Annotated in this window: 12 protein-coding genes; 6 read left to right on the top strand and 6 right to left on the bottom strand. The window is 71.5% G+C overall.

Annotation, left to right across the window (positions count from 1 at the left end):
* Window positions 1–58: 58 nt before the first annotated feature.
* Window positions 59–1,324, bottom strand: a complete 1,266-nt coding sequence (locus tag KVT45_RS25370; RefSeq protein WP_308310860.1) for an MFS transporter — start codon at window positions 1,322–1,324, stop codon at window positions 59–61.
* A gap of 135 nt (window positions 1,325–1,459) precedes the next feature.
* Here KVT45_RS25370 and KVT45_RS25365 point away from each other — a divergent pair, with 135 nt between their 5' ends.
* Window positions 1,460–2,065 carry an ABATE domain-containing protein gene (locus KVT45_RS25365; protein WP_217551189.1) on the top strand — a complete coding sequence of 202 codons (606 nt, stop codon included), beginning with the start codon at window positions 1,460–1,462 and terminating at the stop codon, window positions 2,063–2,065.
* A 92-nt stretch (window positions 2,066–2,157) separates the two neighbouring features.
* On the opposite strand, the gene KVT45_RS25360 is transcribed toward KVT45_RS25365, so the two are convergent.
* Both KVT45_RS25360 and KVT45_RS25355 read right to left on the bottom strand, forming a co-directional pair.
* Window positions 2,158–3,402, bottom strand: a complete 1,245-nt coding sequence (locus KVT45_RS25360) for an Ig-like domain-containing protein (RefSeq protein WP_254647329.1) — start codon at window positions 3,400–3,402, stop codon at window positions 2,158–2,160.
* A gap of 223 nt (window positions 3,403–3,625) precedes the next feature.
* Window positions 3,626–3,973, bottom strand: coding sequence for a hypothetical protein (locus tag KVT45_RS25355; protein ID WP_217551186.1), 348 nt, complete (start codon window positions 3,971–3,973; stop codon window positions 3,626–3,628).
* Between the two features lie 109 nt (window positions 3,974–4,082).
* On the opposite strand from KVT45_RS25355, the gene KVT45_RS25350 reads away from it, so the two are divergent.
* Window positions 4,083–4,400: a hypothetical protein gene (locus tag KVT45_RS25350; RefSeq protein ID WP_217551184.1), complete on the top strand. Its 318-nt coding sequence runs from the start codon at window positions 4,083–4,085 to the stop codon at window positions 4,398–4,400.
* A gap of 41 nt (window positions 4,401–4,441) precedes the next feature.
* Window positions 4,442–5,224: a hypothetical protein gene (locus KVT45_RS25345; protein WP_254647328.1), complete on the top strand. Its 783-nt coding sequence runs from the start codon at window positions 4,442–4,444 to the stop codon at window positions 5,222–5,224.
* 126 nt (window positions 5,225–5,350) lie between these two features.
* On the opposite strand, the gene hutH is transcribed toward KVT45_RS25345, so the two are convergent.
* From hutH to KVT45_RS25330, 3 genes are all read right to left on the bottom strand, one after another.
* Window positions 5,351–6,889, bottom strand: coding sequence for a histidine ammonia-lyase (gene hutH, locus KVT45_RS25340; protein ID WP_217551435.1), 1,539 nt, complete (start codon window positions 6,887–6,889; stop codon window positions 5,351–5,353).
* A 104-nt stretch (window positions 6,890–6,993) separates the two neighbouring features.
* Window positions 6,994–8,139, bottom strand: coding sequence for a sensor domain-containing diguanylate cyclase (locus tag KVT45_RS25335; protein ID WP_217551182.1), 1,146 nt, complete (start codon window positions 8,137–8,139; stop codon window positions 6,994–6,996).
* Window positions 8,140–8,339: 200 nt separating this feature from the next.
* A complete protein-coding gene (locus tag KVT45_RS25330; protein WP_217551180.1) occupies window positions 8,340–9,140 on the bottom strand; it encodes an enoyl-CoA hydratase/isomerase family protein in 801 nt (266 codons plus the stop codon).
* 212 nt (window positions 9,141–9,352) lie between these two features.
* On the opposite strand from KVT45_RS25330, the gene KVT45_RS25325 reads away from it, so the two are divergent.
* The 3 genes from KVT45_RS25325 to KVT45_RS25315 all read left to right on the top strand — a co-directional run bounded on the left by KVT45_RS25325 (window position 9,353) and on the right by KVT45_RS25315 (window position 18,030).
* A complete protein-coding gene (locus tag KVT45_RS25325; protein ID WP_254647327.1) occupies window positions 9,353–10,063 on the top strand; it encodes a hypothetical protein in 711 nt (236 codons plus the stop codon).
* A gap of 177 nt (window positions 10,064–10,240) precedes the next feature.
* Entirely contained in the window at window positions 10,241–17,683 is a 7,443-nt protein-coding gene (locus KVT45_RS25320) for an RHS repeat-associated core domain-containing protein (protein WP_217551178.1), read from the top strand.
* The gene (locus KVT45_RS25315) at window positions 17,680–18,030 is read left to right on the top strand and encodes a hypothetical protein (RefSeq protein ID WP_217551176.1); all 351 of its coding nucleotides are present in this window, start codon (window positions 17,680–17,682) and stop codon (window positions 18,028–18,030) included. The genes KVT45_RS25320 and KVT45_RS25315 overlap by 4 nt, the downstream gene beginning before the upstream one ends.
* Window positions 18,031–18,033: the final 3 nt, after the last annotated feature.

Raw genomic sequence — 18,033 nt, 5'->3', positions numbered from 1 at the left:
CGGCGCGTTCGGAGCAGGGCTGCGGGTCGTCGTGGTCCCAGCCGGCCAGGCCCGCCTGTCAGCGGGCGGCCGGCACGCCGTCCGGACCGGCGGCGGGGGCGGTGACCTGCTCCGCCGCCGGGGCCGCGGTCGGGCGGGCGCGCAGCACGTGCCGGAGGAGGGCGAGGCCGGCCAGGATCATGACCAGGCCGCAGACGCCGTTCCAGCCGAAGGCGGAGTACGCGCGCACGCCCAGCCATGAACCGGCGCTGCCGCCGAGGAACGCGCAGGTCATGTACGCGGTGTTGAGACGGGCGCGGGCCTCGGGGCGGAGCGCGAAGATACGCGCCTGGTTGGCGACCTGGCCGGACTGCATGGCCACGTCGAGCAGGAGCATGCCCGCACCCAGGCCCACCAGGCCGACGGCGCCGCCGAACTGACCGGTCAGCAGCAGGGCGCCGGCGGCGATGGCGCCCACCATGCACACCAGGTTGACGGCGTCGGGGCCCTGCCGGTCGGTGCGGCGCCCGGCGATCGGGGTGGCGAACATACTGGCCGCGCCCACCAGGGCGAGCACGCCGACGGCCGGGGTGCCCAGGTGGTAGGCCGGGCCGGTGATGTACAGCGCGAGGGCGGTCCACGCGGCGCTGAAGGCGGCGAACACCAGCACCTGGTTGAGGGCCGAGCGGCGCAGCTGCGGCTCGGTGCGCAGCAGGCGCAGGGAGGCCGTGAGCAGCGCCGGGTAGGGCTGGTCGGTGCTCGGCGTGGTGGTGGGGAGCGCGATGGCCAGGGCCAGGGCGAGGACGAGCACCAGGCCGGCGGCGACCAGGTAGGGGGCGCGCCAGCCCAGCCACTCGCCGAGGGTGCCGGAGAAGGCGCGGGCCAGCAGGATGCCGCCGATCAGGCCCGACAGCAGGGTGCCGGTGACCGCGCCGCGGCGCTCCGGCGCGGTCAGGCCGGCCGCCATGGGGATGAGGATCTGCGGGACCACGGTGGTCAGACCGACCAGCGCGCCGGCGCCGGCGAGGACCGGCAGGGCGGTGGCGGTGCCCGCGAGCACCAGACCGGCGCAGGTCACCAGCAGCAGGGTGGTGACCAGGGCGCGGTGGCGCAGCCGGTCGCCGAGCGGGACCAGCAGGAAGATGCCGGCCGCGTAACCGAGTTGGGCGCAGGTGACCACGACGGCCGCGGACTCCGGGGAGGTGTGCAGGTCGTCGGCGATGAGCGGGCTGATCGCCTGCGGGAAGTAGATGTCGGCCACCGCGACGCCACAGGCGACGGAGAGCAGCAGGATCAGGCGCCGGCTCAGCGTCGGCGCGGAGGGGGAGGGAGGCCCAGCGGACACGACACACCTCTGGCGAGGAAGGGGGACAGGGACAGGGACAGGGAAGAGGGGCGGAGCCGCGAGCTCCGCATGGAACCGTTTTAACCGGTTCATCGACGGTACCAGTTAAACCGGTTCCACAGTAGGGTGGTTCCCATGCCCGACACACCCGCGCCCACGGCCCCCCGCTTCCGCAGCGGCGCGGGCCGGATCTGCCTGGACTTCATGCGCACGCTCTGGCTGCGCGGCATGGACGGCGCCACCGAGGAACTGGACACCCCCGAGGCCCTGACCGCCTGGGTCGCCCAGCTGGGCCCCTATCCCGACGGCACGGCCGTCCCGGCCCCGGCCCCGGACGTGCTCCGCGAGGCACAGGCGGTACGGGAGGCGGTGCACGCGCTGCTGACGGCGGCCCGCTCTCCCGCCGGCCCGGCCGGCTGCCCGCCCGGGGAGCGGGAACTGCTCAACCGGGCCGCGGCCACGGCTCCCCCGGTTCCGGTGCTCGCCGAGGACGGCACGGTGGCCTGGACCGCCGCGGATCCGGTGGGCGCGGTCCTCGCCGACGTCGCGCGGGACGCGCTCGCGCTGGCGACCTCGCCGGCCCTGGACCGGGTGCGGGCCTGCTCCGGACCGCACTGCGCCGCCTGGTTCCTCGACACGTCCCGGCCGGGGAACCGCCGCTGGTGCTCGATGGAGACCTGCGGCAACCAGGCCAAGAAGCAGACCTGGCGCACCAGGCACGCGACCACGCCCACGGCCTGACGAACCGCCACCTCACCGGTAGTCCGTGGAACGCGGAAGGCGGCCGTCCCGAGGACGGCCGCCTTGCGTGTGGCGTGTGGTGTGCGGGTGGCTCAGACGGCCGAACCGGCCTTCCACTCCGTCCAGTTCATGTTCCAGCCGTTGAGGCCGTTGTCGGGGGCCACGGTCTTGTCGCCGGTGTGGGAGACGACCACGACGTCACCGATGATCGAGTGGGTGTACATCCAGTAGGCGGGCGTGGTGGTGTCGTTGGCGCCCTTGGTGTCGGACAGGCCGACACAGCCGTGGCTGGTGTTCACGGCGCCGAAGACGGACTTGGCGCCCCAGTAGTTGCCGTGCAGGAAGGTGCCGGAGCTGGTGAGGCGTATGGCGTGCGGCACGTCCTTGATGTCGTACTCGGCCTTGCCGTCGTTGTCGGTGAAGCCGACGGTCGTGCCGTTCATGCGCGTCTGCTTGTACTTCTCGGACATCACCATGATGCCCTCGTACGTCGTGTGCTCCGGCGAACCGGCCGAGATCGGGATGGTCTTGATGGTCTTGCCGTCCTCGGTGACCTTCATCTCCTTGGTCTTGGCGTCGACGTAGGAGACCTGGTTGCGGCCGATGTGGAAGGTGACCGTCTTCTGCTGGACGCCGTAGACACCGGAGGCGCCCTCGACACCGTCGAGCGCGAGCTTCAGCGTGACGGTGGAGTTCTCCTTCCAGTAGTCCTCGGGGCGGCAGTCCATGCGCTGGGTGGAGAACCAGTGGCAGACGACCTCCTGGCCGCTGCTGGAGGTGACCGTGATGCCCTTCTGGACGGCGGCCTTATTGGTGATCTGCTTGTCGAAGTTGATCGACACGGGCATGCCGACGCCGACGGTCGAACCGTCCTCGGGGGTGAAGGTGCCTATGAAGCTGTTGGTCGGGGAGACCGTGGTGAAGGAGGCGTTCTCGTGCGCGACCAGGCCGGCGGAGTCCTTGGCCTCGGCGGCGACCTTGTAGGTGGTGGACCGCTCCAGCTGGGCGTCGGGCTTCCAGCTCGTCTTGTCGGCGGACAGCGCGCCGGCGACCGCGGTGCCGTCGGCGGTGGTCATGGTCACGCCGGTGAGGGTGCCCTTGCTGACGGTGACGGCGGCCGAGTTGTTGATGGACGCGTTGTCCGAGCCGTCCTTGGGCGTGATCGTGATGTCGGCCTTGGACGACTTCTTGGCCGCCGCCGCGTCCGCCTGGGACTGCGCGCTCTCACCGCTGCCGGACGCCTTGTCGTCGCTGCCGGAACACGCCGTGAGCACCAGTACACCGCCGAGCAGTGCGGACGCGGCCATCAGGCCCTTGCGCCGCTTACTGTCCGTCATCACACGCTTCTCCATCGTTGCCGAGTCCGCGAACACACCGAGAGTCCCCATCAAGAAAGCTCAACGCTACGGCCGCGTCGCCCCGTTCCACATTCTTCGGATCTGTGGGGCACACCACGTCCACAGGGGCGGCCGATGCGGGAGGGGCGGGCCCGCGCGCCCTCTGAGACGACGAAACCCCGGACGGCGGTTGCCGCCCGGGGTCACCGGTTCCCCGGATCGCTCAGCCGATGCCGCCCTCTTCTTCGTCGTCGCGCTGGTCATCATCCTCGTCGAGATCCCAGTCCGGCGAATCAGGATCGTAGGAAATCGGCTCGCTGGACCAGGAGGCCTGCTGGAGCTCGATCCCGGGCACCTCGCTGACCAGGTCGAACGGATCGACGAGATAGGCGAGGGCCTCGGCGGTGTCTTCCGTCACAGCGACCTCGGACTGCGCCCGCTCGTCGGCCGGCAGGTCGGGATCCCCGGCGATCCGGCTCAGTGCGGCCTTGGTGACCTCGGCGGCGTCCTCGACCTCAAGGACCAGCTCCACCCGAAGCCGCACAAATCGTGATGTCTCTGGAGTGCTCATGGCGGGAGCGTACGACCGAATCGCCCCGTGACTTTCCCGTGACCCGCGATTTTCACTAACATCGCCTCACACGGCCAATTCGCCAGCGCCACAAGGGGATCGATATTCCGTGTCATCCGCTCGCCGCCCGTTGCTGACCGCCACCGCCGCAGGCACGCTCCTGTGCGCGCTGTGGTTCGTCCCGTCCGCCAACGCGTCGCAGGACGCCCCGGCGAGAACCGGCACGTCGGAGGGTACGGCGGCCCGTGTCACCCAGCAGGCCCGGGCACTGTCCGAGGCCACCTCCGAGGCGACCGGGGACGCCACCCAACTCGCCGACACCGGCAGCCCGGACACCACGCCGTACGTCATCGGCGGCACCCTTTTCCTCGCCGTCGGCGCGGGCTTCGTGGTCTATTCGGTCCGCCGCGAACGGCTGGAATTTTAAATAACTTGACCGACCTTTGACCCGGCGCTCACAGTCGCCCCATGAAGAGATCATCGGGCGTGCGGATCCGCGCCCTCGCCGTCGGCGGCGCACTGTCCCTCGCCCTCATCGCGGGCTGCTCCGGCGGGAGTTCCGAGGACACCGCGGGCACCGCGCGGGAGGCGTCCACCGTCAGGGCGCTGAGCACCGGGGAGTTGAAGCAGCGGATCCTCGCGCAGGGCGAGGTGGACGGCTACAAGGTCAACGCGATCGGCGAGGCCGCTCCGCCCCGGAGCACCATCAGGTCCGGCGACGCGAAGTGCCGCCCGCTGGCCTACGTCCTCACCGGCCTCGCCCCGGCCGCCCCGGCCACCGAGATCGGCCGCACGGTACGGGAGGACAAGAAGGACCCCACCGACGACGCGACCTCCCTCGACGACATGGCCGACGGCAAGTTCGAGAGCGCGCTCAAGGACTCCCTGAACCTGGACATCACCTCCGTCAGCCTGTCGTCGTACGACGGGAACGGCGCCGAGGAGGCCCTGCGGGCCCTCTCGACCGCCCTCAGGAACTGCACGACAGGCTTCACGGGCGGCGCCTCCGGCGACGAACAGAAGGTCACGAAGGTGACGGCGGCCAAGGCCTCGGGATCGGGCGACGAGTCCGTCGCCTTCACCGCCACCACCGACATGGACGGCGACAAGGGCCCCCTGCACGCGGAGGTGGTCCGCTACGGCAACACGGTCGCCACGTACTTCACGATGAACATCGGCGCGATGATGACCGGGAAGACGTACACCGTGCCACCCGCAGTGATAAAGGCCCAGTCGGCAAAGCTGGGGTGATTGCGCAGTTCCCCGCGCCCCTTCGGGGGCGCGGGGAACTGCGCATCTTGGGGGCGCGGGGCCGTATCGATATGCGGCTACCGCCGCGTGGGCGCGACCAGCCCCCACGCACCCGCGGCCGACGAACTACCGCAACGCCCCGGTCACCTTCTCCGCCGCCGCGACAACGCCCCCGCCCCGCACGAACTCCTCCGCGGCGGCCAGATCCGGCGCGAGGAACCGGTCAGGCCCAGGCCCCTGCACCCCCGCGGAGCGCACCGCATCGATCACCGCCTGCGAGGCCGGTGCCGGTGCCAGGCCCTCCCGCAACTCGATGGCCCGGGTGGCCGCATACAGCTCGACGGCGATGATCCGCGCCAGATTGCCCACCGCCGTCCGCAGCTTGCGCGCGGCCGACCACCCCATCGACACGTGGTCCTCCTGCATCGCCGAGGACGGAATCGAGTCGGCCGACGCCGGAACGGCAAGCCGCTTCAGCTCGCTCACCAGCGCCGCCTGCGTGTACTGGGCGATCATCAGCCCCGAGTCGACGCCCGCGTCGTCCGCGAGGAACGGCGGCAGACCGTGGCTGCGGTTCTTGTCCAGCAGCCGGTCCGTCCGCCGCTCGGCGATGGACCCGAGGTCGGCCACGGCGATGGCGAGGAAGTCGAGGACGTAGGCGACCGGCGCACCGTGGAAGTTGCCGTTCGACTCCACCCTGCCGTCCGGCAGCACAACCGGGTTGTCGACGGCCGACGCCAGCTCCCGCTCGGCGACCAGCCGCGCATGCGCCATCGTGTCCCGCCCGGCCCCGGCGACCTGCGGAGCACACCGCACCGAGTACGCGTCCTGGACGCGCGGCGCGTCGCCCTGGTGGTGCCCGGTCAGCTGGGAGCCCTGGAGCACGGCGAGCATGTTGGCGGCGCTGTCGCCCTGCCCCGGGTGCGGGCGGATGGCGTGCAGCTCGGGCGCGAGCACCTTGTCCGTACCGAGCAGCCCCTCAAGGCTCAACGCGGCCGTGACATCGGCGGACTTGTACAGCATGTCCAGGTCGGCGAGGGCCATGACCAGCATGCCGAGCATGCCGTCGGTGCCGTTGAGGAGCGCGAGCCCCTCCTTCTCGCGCAGTTCGACGGGGGCGATCCCGTGCTCGGCGAGCAGCTCACCGGCGGCCCGGACGACCCCGTCGGGGCCCTCGGCATCCCCCTCGCCCATGAGCGTGAGGGCGCAGTGGGAGAGCGGGGCCAGGTCGCCGGAGCAGCCGAGGGAGCCGTACTCGTGCACGACCGGGGTGATGCCGGCGTTCAGCACGTCCGCCATGGTCTGGGCGACCTCGGGACGCACGCCGGTGTGTCCGGAGCAGACGGTCTTCAGCCGCAGGAACATCAGGGCCCGTACGACCTCGCGCTCGACCCGCGGCCCCATGCCGGCGGCGTGCGAGCGGACGATGTTGCGCTGCAGCTGGGCCCGCAGCTCCTGGCTGATGTGCCGGGTCGCCAGGGCGCCGAAGCCGGTGCTGACGCCGTAGACCGGCTCCGGCTTGGCCGCCAGCGCGTCCACGATCTCGCGGGCCGCCGCGAGGGCCGTGACGGCCTCGGCGGACAGTTCGATCCGGGCGCCGCCGCGCGCCACGGCGAGAACGTCGGACGCGGTGACACCGGACGTCCCCACCACCACAGTGTGCATATCCATATTCAGGAGCGTACGCAGTGAATGCGCCCTCTGTCACTAGTGGGGCACGGGGTTGCCCCTTACTTGTACGTCACAGCTTGCATGTCACAGCCCGCATGTCACAGTCCCCGGCGCCCGCGGAAGCTCCGCCGCTCGGCCCGCTCCGTTGGCGGCGCGTCGGCCAGTCGCACGACGGGATCGTCCGGCCCTTCCCGCCCGGCCACCACCGGCCGGCCCGCGCGCAGCGCCTTGGCCCGGTACTGAGCCGCGTCGGCGAGCCGGAACAGCCGGCGGGCCGAGCGCACCGGCCCGATCGGGTCCGCGGTCGAGGCGACCCCGCACGCGACCCCCTCGCCCAGTTCCAACTCCCCTGCCCGGCGGCAGAGTTCGTCGGCCGCCTTGACCACGTCGTCGGCCGGCGGGCCGACCGCCAGCAGACAGAACTCGTCCCCGCCGAGCCGCGCGGCGAGCGCGCCCGGGAGCATCGCCCCGCACAGCGACAGCACGGAGCCGAAGCGTTCGAGAAGACGGTCGCCGACGGCGTGCCCGCAGGTGTCGTTCACCTTCTTGAGCCCGTTGAGGTCACAGACGACGAGGCTGACCACGGCCCCGTCCGCGCGGTGCTGCTCGACCGCCTCGTCGAGGCGCACGTCGACGGCACGGCGGTTGGCGAGCCCGGTCAGCGCGTCGGTGTACGCGAGCCGGCGGGCCTCCTCCAACTGCTCGGTCTGCGCGATCCCGGCGGCGACGACGGAGGCGAGGACGGTGGCGAAGTCGGCGTCGGCACGGTCGAAGACGGCGGCGCGGGCGGCGCGGGCCACGTACAGCTCGCCCCAGGCCCTGCCGTGCAGCACGATCGGGGCGACCAGGCAGCAGCCGCGGCCCCGGCGGCGCAGGGCGGCGACGCGCTGATGGGAGTAACCGGGGCGGCCGGCGGCGGCACCCTCGGCCGTCTCGACCCAGGCGTTGGGGCCGCCGCCGCCCGCCCAGCGTTCATGGAGGAACTCGGCGATCTCCGGGAACTGGTGCACCGGATAGGCCTCGGCCTCCGGGAACTCCTCCTCGTCCGGGGCGCGCTCCCCGACGTTCACCAGGACCCGCAGCCGGCCGAGCTCGCGCTCCCAGACGGAGAGCGCGGCGAAGCTGCCGTCCAGCGCACGGCAGGCGCCGGCCGCGGCGGCGTGCCAGCACTCACGTGGGGTGTGAGCCGCAGCCATGCCCTGCGCCAGCGCGACGACGGCAGCGAGCCGGTTGTCCTCACCCATCACTCCAGGTTAGGGATTATTTTGCACATTCGGGACATTGGTGCAGCGAACAGGTGTCGCGACGACCGGTCCCGACGCGGGCTGCCCCTCTTCAGCCACCCAGCTGCGGGCAGGCGTGCCGCAGGGCGGCACGGGTGGGCGCAGCGGCACCCTGCAAGCGCCGGTAAGCGTCCCCACCCCCGCCCCAGCCCACCCGCGCCTCACTCCCCCGGCCACTCCGGCGACCGCTTCTCGTTGAACGCCGCGACCCCCTCCGCCCGGTCCCCCGAGAACGCCACCGTCCGCCACGCCGCATCCTCGACCTCGAGCCCCGTCCGCAGGTCCAGCCCATGGCCCAGCCGCAACGCCCGCTTCGCCGCCCTCAGCCCCACCGGCGAGTTCGCCGCCATGCGGGCCGCCAGCGCCAGCGCCGCCTCCCGGTCCTGCCCCGCCTCCACCAGCTCGTCGACCAGGCCCAGCGCACGCGCCTCCGGCGCCTCCACCCGGCGCGCCGAGAAGATCAGCTCGGCCGCGCGGGCCGCTCCGACCCGGCGGGGCAGCAGCTGCGTGCCGCCGCCTCCCGGAATCACGCCCACCGACACCTCCGGCAGGCCCACCACGGCCGTACCGTCGGCCACGATCACATCGCAGGACAGCGCCAGCTCGAAGCCCCCGCCGAGGGCGTAGCCGTGCACGGCGGCGATCGTCGGCATCGGCAGCTCCAGCACGCCGGTGTACGCGCCGCGCGACAGCGGCCGGGACCGGAGCAGCTCCGCGTCGCTCATCCCGTTGCGCTCCTTCAGGTCGGCGCCGACGCAGAACGCCCGCTCGTGCGACGAGGTCACCACCACCACGCGCGCGTCCCGGTCACCGCCGAGCGCGGCGCACGCGGCGATGATCGAGCGGGCCATCGCCATCGACACCGCGTTCATCGCCTTGGGCCGGTCCAGCACGAGCTCCGCGACGTGTCCGTGCCGCCGCACCAGCACGAACTCCCCGTACCGCTCCTCGCTCCCGCTCATGTCACCCTCCGCTCGACTCGCCTACGAGTTAACGCCTGTTAACCCCCCGATCATCGCAGCCGGGGCAGGCCGGGGGAAAGGGGCGCCGGCCGGCCTGGACACCCTCGTTCGAGTGACATCCCGGGAGACTCCCGGCGCACGCCCCAAGGGAGCGCATAACGTGCGCTCGCCACGGCGCATCGGGGGCGCGAGCGCATCGGGGAGGGATCGTGATGACCGAGACGTCGACGCAGCCGACGCGAGACACCGACCTCACAGCCGCAGAGCCGACACGGCCGACACGGCCGACACGGCCGGTACCGACGACGCCGGCCACGGACACCGCGCAGCCGACGGCACGGACCGGCCCGGCGCCCACGGCCCGGCCCGCCACGGACACCACCCGGACCGGTCCGCACCTCTTCACCCCCCGCCCCCGCGGCCGGCATCGTCGCCCCCGCCCCCGCAGGGTCCTGCTCGTCGCGGGCGGTATCGCGCTGGCCGCCGGGGCCCTGAGCCTCGTCCGGGTGAGCGTCCATCCGGACGTCGGCGGCCCCGGTGCCGCCGAGGCCGAACCCCGGCTGGATCCGGGCACCGGGGCGGACCGGCCGACCCCCGCCGCCGCCACGGTCGCCACCGCCACCGCCATCCCCCGGGTGAGCCTCTCGCCGGCCTCGGTGACGAGTGGGGTGAGCACGACACCGACGACGGCCTCCGCCCTCGTCCTCCCGTCGGCCACGACCCCGGCCGCCACACAGGCCACCCCGGTCACGACCACCATTCCCGAGTCCCCGAACACACCGGCCCCCTCGACCACCCCACGGCCGAACCCGACACCGCCCCGCACCACACCCGCCGCCACGCCCACCCCCACACCCCAGCCCTCCACCCCCGCCCACCCCGGCCTCTGCGTCCCGGTCATCGGCCTGTGCGTGGGCCCCTAGACGCCGTCAAATCCGCAGATCCTGTGTGCCACCCATGCAGAAACTGTTGATCACCTGTTCACCGGCTGTTCCACCCTCATCACCGCATTGACATGGTCATGAATGCTTCGATCCTCCCGTTTTCCGATCAGTCATCCCGCCGCCTTTCTGATCGGCTTCCTGGTCAACGGGGGAACCATGCACTCTGTCGCCGTCCGGATCCGGCTGGTCTTCGTCATCGCCGTCGCGCTGCTCGCCGGGTTGCTCGGGCCGAGCGCAGGGCGGGCCGTCGCCACTCCGGTCGTGTCCAAGCCGCTGCCACCCGGCCAGGTCTCCGCACCGGCCGGACCGGCCCCGCACCGGCCCACCCAGAGCCGGGGCAGGGCGGGGGACGCCTGGCATCGCGCGATCGACCGCTTCCAGGACGGACTGCGGGCCCGCAACACCCGGCACGCACGGCTCTCCTCCCCGCCGACCAAAGCCGAGCGCAAGGCCCAGCAGCAGACCGCCGCACTGCGCGCCGCTCACCTGCTGCCGAAACGCCCGCCACAGCACGTCAGATGGCAGACCGGCAGCAGTGGCGGCACCGGCGGCCATGCGCACCGGACCACCCTGAGCGCCGCCACGGGGAACCCGTGCACCACATCGACCGGTGGCACACCGGCCCCTCCCTACGGCGCCACCTACGTCCCCGAGAAGCCCTTCGCGGTGCAGCCCGCGCACAACGTCGAGGGGGCCATGTGGGTCACCGTCACCAACACGTCGGGCAAGAGCTGGGCGGCCAACTCCGTCCTCCTCGGCTACCACGTGCTGTGGTCGGACGACAGCGTCTACAACTGCAACGGATACGGCGTTCTCATCGACAAGGCCGTGGGCGCGGGGCAGTCGATACGGGTCCTCTCCGACGTGATGAAGCTGCCCGCCGGCTCGTTCAAGATCGTCTGGGACGCCCGGCTCAACAGCGACGGCACCTGGTTCTCCTCGAAGGGCGTCCCCGTGGCGTCCGTCGGGTTTGTCCTCCAGCACGCGCCACCGACCTACGACCTTGTGGCACCCGTGTGGAACGCGACCACGCCCACGCTCACTCCGGAGCTGCGGATCAACCTGTCGGCCGACAAGACCGCGCCGGTCCAGTCCGAGTTCACGGTGTGCGAGGACCAGGCGGCGACCAAGGGCTGCCACGACTCCGGCTGGCTGGACGTCCCCATGGGGGACGGCTTCGACGCGGCCGCCACCTGGACCGTGCCGTACGACACGCTCAAGTGGAACAAGTCGTACTACTGGCGGTCCAGGATCAGGGACTCCGTGACCACGCCCTGGTCGCCGATGAGCCTCTTCACCCCCGTGGTGTCCCCGCCCGTCTCCGGCGGCGCGCACTACGGCGTGGACCCGTCCGGTCTCGACCCGGCCGGGGTGAACCTCTTCGCCGGCAACTACGCACGTGACGAGACCGATCTGAGCGTGCCGGTGCCGGACGGCTCGCAGCCGCTTGCCGTCGAGCGCGTCTACAACACCACGAACACGGTCAACGGCGCCTTCGGCACCGGCTGGTCGTCGATCCTGGACACGGCGATCGATCCGACCTCCGAGGGCTGGGTACGGGCCACCTTCAAGGACGGCAAGCAGATCCAGTTCGGCAAGAACCCCGACGGCAGCTGGGCGCCCTCGTTCGGCGAGGGCGACTCGGTGAAGTACGAGGTGGACAGCGCGGGCGTGCCCTGGCTGCGGTTCAAGGACGGTTCGTCCGAGGAGTTCTCGCCGATCGGCGGCCACCAGCCGGTACGGCGGATGTATTCACCGAACGGCAGCACGCTGTTCTTCACCGCCGGCGGCGGCCACATCACGGAGATCGGCCAGGTGCCCTCCGGCCGGTCGATCTTCCTGACCTGGACCGGCAGCCACGTCACCGCGGTGTCGGCGGGCCTGGTCTCCGGCGAGCGCTGGAACACCTGGAAGTACACCTACACCGGCAACCAGCTCACCAAGGTCTGCGACGCCGAACCGACCCCCCGCTGCACCTCCTACGCCTACGGCGCCACCGACTCCGGGCACACCGTGCCCCGGCTGACCCAGATCGACCGCGCCAACCCGGGCACCACCACCAAGCTGACGTACAGCGGCGACCGTCTGTACACCATCGCCCGGCCCTCGGACCTGGTCAGCGGCGGCTGGGACAGCTGGTTCTACAACCGCACCGACCCGCCGAGCGGCGACCTCGACGCCTCCGACGTCATCCACACCACCGACCCGACCGGCGTCAACGTCTACTACGAGTTCGACGCGCACGGCAGCCTGCTCTCCCGGTGGACCGGCGGGACCAAGCCCACCCACGGCAACACCCGCAGCTGGCAGTACGACTCCACCGGCCGGGTCGCCAGTCTGATGGACGAGAACGACAACATCACCGAGTACCACTGGGACAGCATCACCGGGCAGCTGCAGGACCAGAACCGCTACCGGGAAGCCGCCGGCCCGACCGTCAACACGCACTACGAGTACGACTCGACGCCGTACGCCAACACACTCTCCGTCGCCGACGGCAACCACCACGCCGTCACCATGACCTACAGCGGCGAACGCCTGAAGACCCGCACCACCCCGCCGACGAAGGCGGCTCCCAGCGGTGCGACGACCAGCTACGGCTACACCTGTGACTCCGGCAGCCAGCCGCCGGTGGTCAACGACCCCTCGGCCCCGGCCGGCAGCGTCCAGCCCTGCGGTCTGCTCGCCACGGTCACTGACCCGGACGGGCACGTCACCCGTTACGGCTACGACCGCTTCGGTGACCGCACCCTGGAACAGCTGCCCACCGGCGGCGCGGTCAACAGCTACTTCGACACGCACGGCATGATGACCCGCCAGGTCGTCTCCGACACCCCGGGCGGCACCGGGTACACGACCGCGTACACCTACGACACCCACGGGCGGGTGCTGTCCGCCATCGGTGACCCGGTGCACAGCCCGACCTCGAACCAGGACCACCAGCTCCAGGTCTTCAACACCTACGACGCGGACGGCAACCTCGCCTCCGCCTCACGGGTCGACTACCTCGGCCTGCCCGAGGAACCCAACGTCACGCGCTACCAGAGCTTCGGCTACGACGCCCGGGACCTCCTCGCCAGCACCACCCAGGACGGCCACGTCCTGTCCCACCAGCTCTACGACGGGGTGAACCACGTCGCGGACTCCTGGGACGCCGACAACATCCACTACCACTACACCTACGACCCGCGCGGCCAGCTCAACTCCGTCGCCATCCCCGCGTACACGGACACGCCCGGCCAGAGCGGCGCCGCCACCCGCAGCGTGCGGCTGAAGGCCTACGACTACGACAACGCGGGCCGGCTGGCGGACTTCTGGGACGCCAAGGGCCACGTCATCTCGTACGAGTACACCCACGACGACCTGCTGAAGTCCGAGACGTACATCGCGCACGCCGATCCGGACAACCCGGACTCCACCCGGGACGTCCCGCTGCACTCCTACACCTACGACCTGGCCGGCAACCTGCTCAAGGACGTCGAGGGCGGCGGCACCGACGCCCGCACGACGACGTACGGCTACGACGACGCCAACGAGCGGACCTCTACGAACGTCGACCCGGCCGGCCTGAACCGCACCACCGCCTACAGCTACGACAAGGCGGGCCTGCAGACCGGCACCACGGTCTCCGACGCCACCCGCACCGAGTCCACCACCCAGTCCTACGACCCGGTGACCGGTGCCATGACGCAGTCGGTGGTCCACAACGACGCCACCGCCGACCTCGTCACCCAGTACACCCGGGACGCCTTCGGCCGCGTTCTCACGGTCACCGACCCGCGCCGGAACACCACCTCGTACACCTACGACCCGATGGGCCGCACATCCACCGTGACCGGACCCGCGGTGCCGGTCGAGGACGGTTCGGGTGCGGGGGCGACGATGACCCGGCCCGTCACGAAGTACGGCTACGACGCCTTCGGCGAGACCGCGGGCGTCCGCGATCCCAAGGGCGGCGGCACCGGCTTCACCTACGACACGCGCGGCAACCTGACCGACGTCAGCCGCAACGACGGCTCGTTCGACCACCGCACCTACGACTACGCCGGGAACGTGCTGTCCCAGACGAGCAGCGACTCCGGCCGCACCGACTACACCTACGACGCCCGCAACCGGGTGCACACCGCGACCCGCTGGAACCGGGACACGAACAAGGCCGACGGCACCCCCGCCACCTACACCTACGACGACAACTCCAACCTGCTGTCGGCCGTCTCCTTCACCGGTGCCCAGACGCTGAGCACCTACGACGACATGGACCGCCGCCAGACCCTGGACAACGTCGTCCGCAACGGCACCGCCACCCCCGACCAGGACATCACCCAGTACCGCTACGACGACTTCGGCGAGCCGACGCACAGCTGGCAGACGATCGACGGCAAGGTCTTCGAGTCCCGCTCCGGCTACAACGCCGCGGGCGAGCTCAGCTCCGAGACCGAGACCGGCCGCGGCACCACGAACTACCTGCACGACGTCGCGGGCCGGCTCACCCTGGTCACCGACCCGCTGAAGCGCTCCACCGAGACCGACTACGACCTGGCCGGCCGCCGCACCGCGGTCGTCGCCAAGGACCCGCAGGGCACCGAACTGGCGCGCACCGACTACACCGTGGACCCGGCGGGCAACGTCACGGCCGTCAAGGACCCCAACCGGAACGTCTGGCAGGCGAGTTACGACGCCGGGAACCGGCTCACCGCCCTGACCGACCCGGCCCCGACCGCCGCCGACGGCACGGTCGCCCCCAACCCGGTCACCACCATCGGCTACGACGTGCTCGGCGACGCCACCCGCGTCACCGACGCCGACCAGCACACGACGTACCAGACGTACGCCGGCAGTTGGCTGCAGACCCGGGTGGAACCCGCCACCAGCGCCCATCCGGCCGCCGCCGACCGCACCTGGACCTACGAGCACAGCTCCGGGGTCGGAGGGCGCCTCACCAAGGTGACCGAACCCGGCGGCGTCTCCACGTCGTACAGCTACGACACCTACTACCGGAACACCGGCCAGAGCGGGACCGGCGGCGCGGGCGGCGCCGTGAACCGGTCGTTCGGCTACGACCCGGACGACCGGCCGACCTCGATCGGCACCCCCGGCGGCACCCAGACCTTCACCTACGACGACCGCGACCTGCTCACCGGCAGCAGCGGCCCCCTGGGCACCTCCTCCTACCGCTACGACTCGCTCGGCCGCCTCACCTACCAGCAGGACCCCGCGACCACGGTGTCCTACGGCTACAGCGGCCTGAAGGACGTCGGCAGCGTCTACGACGGGCTGACCGGCGACTCCCTCGGCTACACCCGGGACACGGCCGGCCAGGTCAAGCAGATCACCGGTGTCGCGCAGGGCGAGGGCTCCTACCCGACCAGGAACATCGACTACGACGACCTCGGCCGCGTCAAGTCCGAGACCATCACCCCCGACACCCCGTTCCAGGACCGCAAGAGCACCCTCTCCTACACCTGGGACAAGAACGGCAACCTCAAGACCTCCACCCGCACCGGCTCCTACATCGCCACCGGCACCACCAGCTACGACTACGACGAGGACAACCGGCTCGTCCGCTCCTCGACCTCCTCGGCGGACGGCGCCACGCCCACCGGCACCGACTACGCCTGGGACGCCGTCGGCAACCGCACCTGGACCACCCCCTGGTCGGGCAGCGCACACACACCGACCGGTGCCACGACCGCGGCACAGTACGACGAACGCAACCGCCTGACCCGGTCCGCCACCAACGGCGGCGACACCACCGGCTACGACTGGACGCCGCGCGGCACCCTGGCGAAGACCACCACGACCACGGCAGGCGGCGCGACCTCCGCCGCCGCGTCACTCTTCGACTCCTTCGACCGCCTGGTCGGCGACGGACAGCACACCTACTCCTACGACAGCCTGGACCGCCTGCTCTCCGTCTCCGACGGCACCACCACCCGGCAGCTGGCCTACGGCGGCGCATCGAAGGAACCCGTCAGCGACGGCACCTGGACCTACGCCCGCACCGCCGACGGCTCCCTGCTGTCCGGCAAGCCGGCCGGCGACTACGCCCGTCCCCTGGTCCAGGACGCCCACGGCGACGTCGTGGCCGCCCTGGGCATCGACTTCGGCGACGTGCTGGCCTCCCGCGCCTACGACCCCTTCGGCAAGGTCACCGCCCAGTCCAACGCGGCGACCATGACCGTCGGCTTCCAGGGCGGCTGGACCGACTCGACCACCGGCCGGGTCTCCGCCGAGTCCCGCTGGTACGACCCCGGCAGCGGCACCTTCGCCTCGGCGGACAGCGCCTCGGTCCCGGTCACCGGCGCGACCTCCACCAACGACTACCTGTACGGCGGAGCGAACCCCACCAGCCGCGTCGATCCCGATGGCCACCTGGAGTGGCCTGCGTTCTTCCGCCCGGCGGTATCCATGGGCTCCGACGTGCTGAGCGGAATCGAAGGTGCGCTCAGTTCGGGCGCGGGCGCCGCCGCCGAGGGCGTGGAGGCGGTGGCCGGCGCCGCCGTCGAGGGCGTGGAGGTCGTGGCCGGGGCCGCCGCCACCGTGGGCGCCGGCGAGGTGCTCCTCGTGGTCGGCGGTGTCGTGGTGGTCGTCGCCGCGTCCGCCATCCTCTACGACGCCGCCACCGGGACCGCCACCGTCGACGCCTCCGCCATCCGCACGCCCGCGGTGCCGCCGCCACCGACCACCCCGGTCAAGCCACAGCCGCCGCGCCCCACCAAGCCGGTCGTCACCAGCACCAAGCAGCAGACCCACACGACCAGTTGGCAGACCACCAGCAAGTGGTACGACGACACGTACCTCTACACCCGCACCGACTACTACAGCTACACCACCACCCAGCAGTGGACGTACTACGACAACGGCACCAGGGCCTACCGCTGGTGGCGCAGCCCCACGAGCCACCGCTGGACCATCGACCGCCAGCCCCTGTTCGGCCTCGACGACCCGATGCTGATCCCCACCACGGCACCGGCCAAGCCCACCGCCCCCACCATCACGGCCGTCGCCGACGACAAGGCCGCCTGCGGCACCCCGGGAGCGAGCGGCAACAGCTGCGCGGCGGGCAGCCGCAACAGCGGCCTCCCACCGGGCACCACCCCGGACACGGCCGCCGGCAACAACGGCCGCGGCATCCCGCCCGGCTCGTCGGCATCGCAGTGCATGCCGGATCCGGCGAACGGTTCCGAACACGGTGACGAGCGGGAGGCCCGGGGAGTCCGGCAGGGCGACGTCGAGCGCACCCTCGACAACTCGCTGGACAAGACCACCTATCTGTACGACGTCGCGGCGAAGTACGGCATCAATCTCCGCGGCTCCGGCCAGGACATCGGCATCCTCTTCGACCCGGACCTCAACATCGGTACGAACGGCGTCACGAGAGCCGCGGACGGCGGGAACCTGATCCGTGTCGGTCCGGACGGCATCTTCGACGACGCGACCGCGGCCAATACGATCGCCCATGAGCTGCGCCACGCCCGCTACTTCCTGAAGCACGGGACGTTCGAGGGCGAGGAGCACGGAGACGGCGACTCGCTGGACGACTGCACGCCGTACGGCTCGGGCAATGCCCTGGAGGACTGGATCGAAGGCAACAGATGAACGAGCCGACGGCATGGCGGGAGACGGACTCCGAGGAGCACCGGGTCTGGCGGAAAGTGTTCAACGAGGACTGGACCGGCCCGGACCTCGCCGGCCCGTGTCCCGTGTGCGGTGCCCGTGCGCTGCATCGCTGGTACCTGCTGGAGGACGTCGAGGCGAAGGTCTTCCGGGGGGTTCCGTTCAGCGGCCGCGGACGGCTGTGGGAGTGGTGCTCGGTGTGCCGGTCCTTCGAGCACTACCCCGACAGCCACGTCCCCGAGTGGTGGATCTCCCCCTACGACGTCCCGCCCGGGTCGCTCCGGTACGACCCGGCACCCGTCGAGGAGGCACGCGTGGCCGCGCTGTGACGG

Origin of the sequence: Streptomyces sp. GbtcB6 (assembly GCF_019091475.1) — a bacterium.
GTDB classification, from domain to species: Bacteria; Actinomycetota; Actinomycetes; order Streptomycetales; family Streptomycetaceae; genus Streptomyces; species Streptomyces hyaluromycini.
This window is presented reverse-complemented; position numbering and strand designations above follow the sequence as displayed.

Bases quoted from the DNA above. Each gene is read 5' to 3' on its own strand.
- KVT45_RS25365 (WP_217551189.1), top strand. From the start codon at position 1,460: ATGCCCGACACACCCGCGCCCACGGCCCCCCGCTTCCGCAGCGGCGCG.
- KVT45_RS25360 (WP_254647329.1), bottom strand. From the start codon at position 3,402: ATGACGGACAGTAAGCGGCGCAAGGGCCTGATGGCCGCGTCCGCACTG.
- KVT45_RS25355 (WP_217551186.1), bottom strand. From the start codon at position 3,973: ATGAGCACTCCAGAGACATCACGATTTGTGCGGCTTCGGGTGGAGCTG.
- KVT45_RS25345 (WP_254647328.1), top strand. From the start codon at position 4,442: ATGAAGAGATCATCGGGCGTGCGGATCCGCGCCCTCGCCGTCGGCGGC.
- hutH (WP_217551435.1), bottom strand. From the start codon at position 6,889: ATGCACACTGTGGTGGTGGGGACGTCCGGTGTCACCGCGTCCGACGTT.
- KVT45_RS25335 (WP_217551182.1), bottom strand. From the start codon at position 8,139: ATGGGTGAGGACAACCGGCTCGCTGCCGTCGTCGCGCTGGCGCAGGGC.
- KVT45_RS25330 (WP_217551180.1), bottom strand. From the start codon at position 9,140: ATGAGCGGGAGCGAGGAGCGGTACGGGGAGTTCGTGCTGGTGCGGCGG.
- KVT45_RS25325 (WP_254647327.1), top strand. From the start codon at position 9,353: ATGACCGAGACGTCGACGCAGCCGACGCGAGACACCGACCTCACAGCC.
- KVT45_RS25320 (WP_217551178.1), top strand. From the start codon at position 10,241: ATGCACTCTGTCGCCGTCCGGATCCGGCTGGTCTTCGTCATCGCCGTC.
- KVT45_RS25315 (WP_217551176.1), top strand. From the start codon at position 17,680: ATGAACGAGCCGACGGCATGGCGGGAGACGGACTCCGAGGAGCACCGG.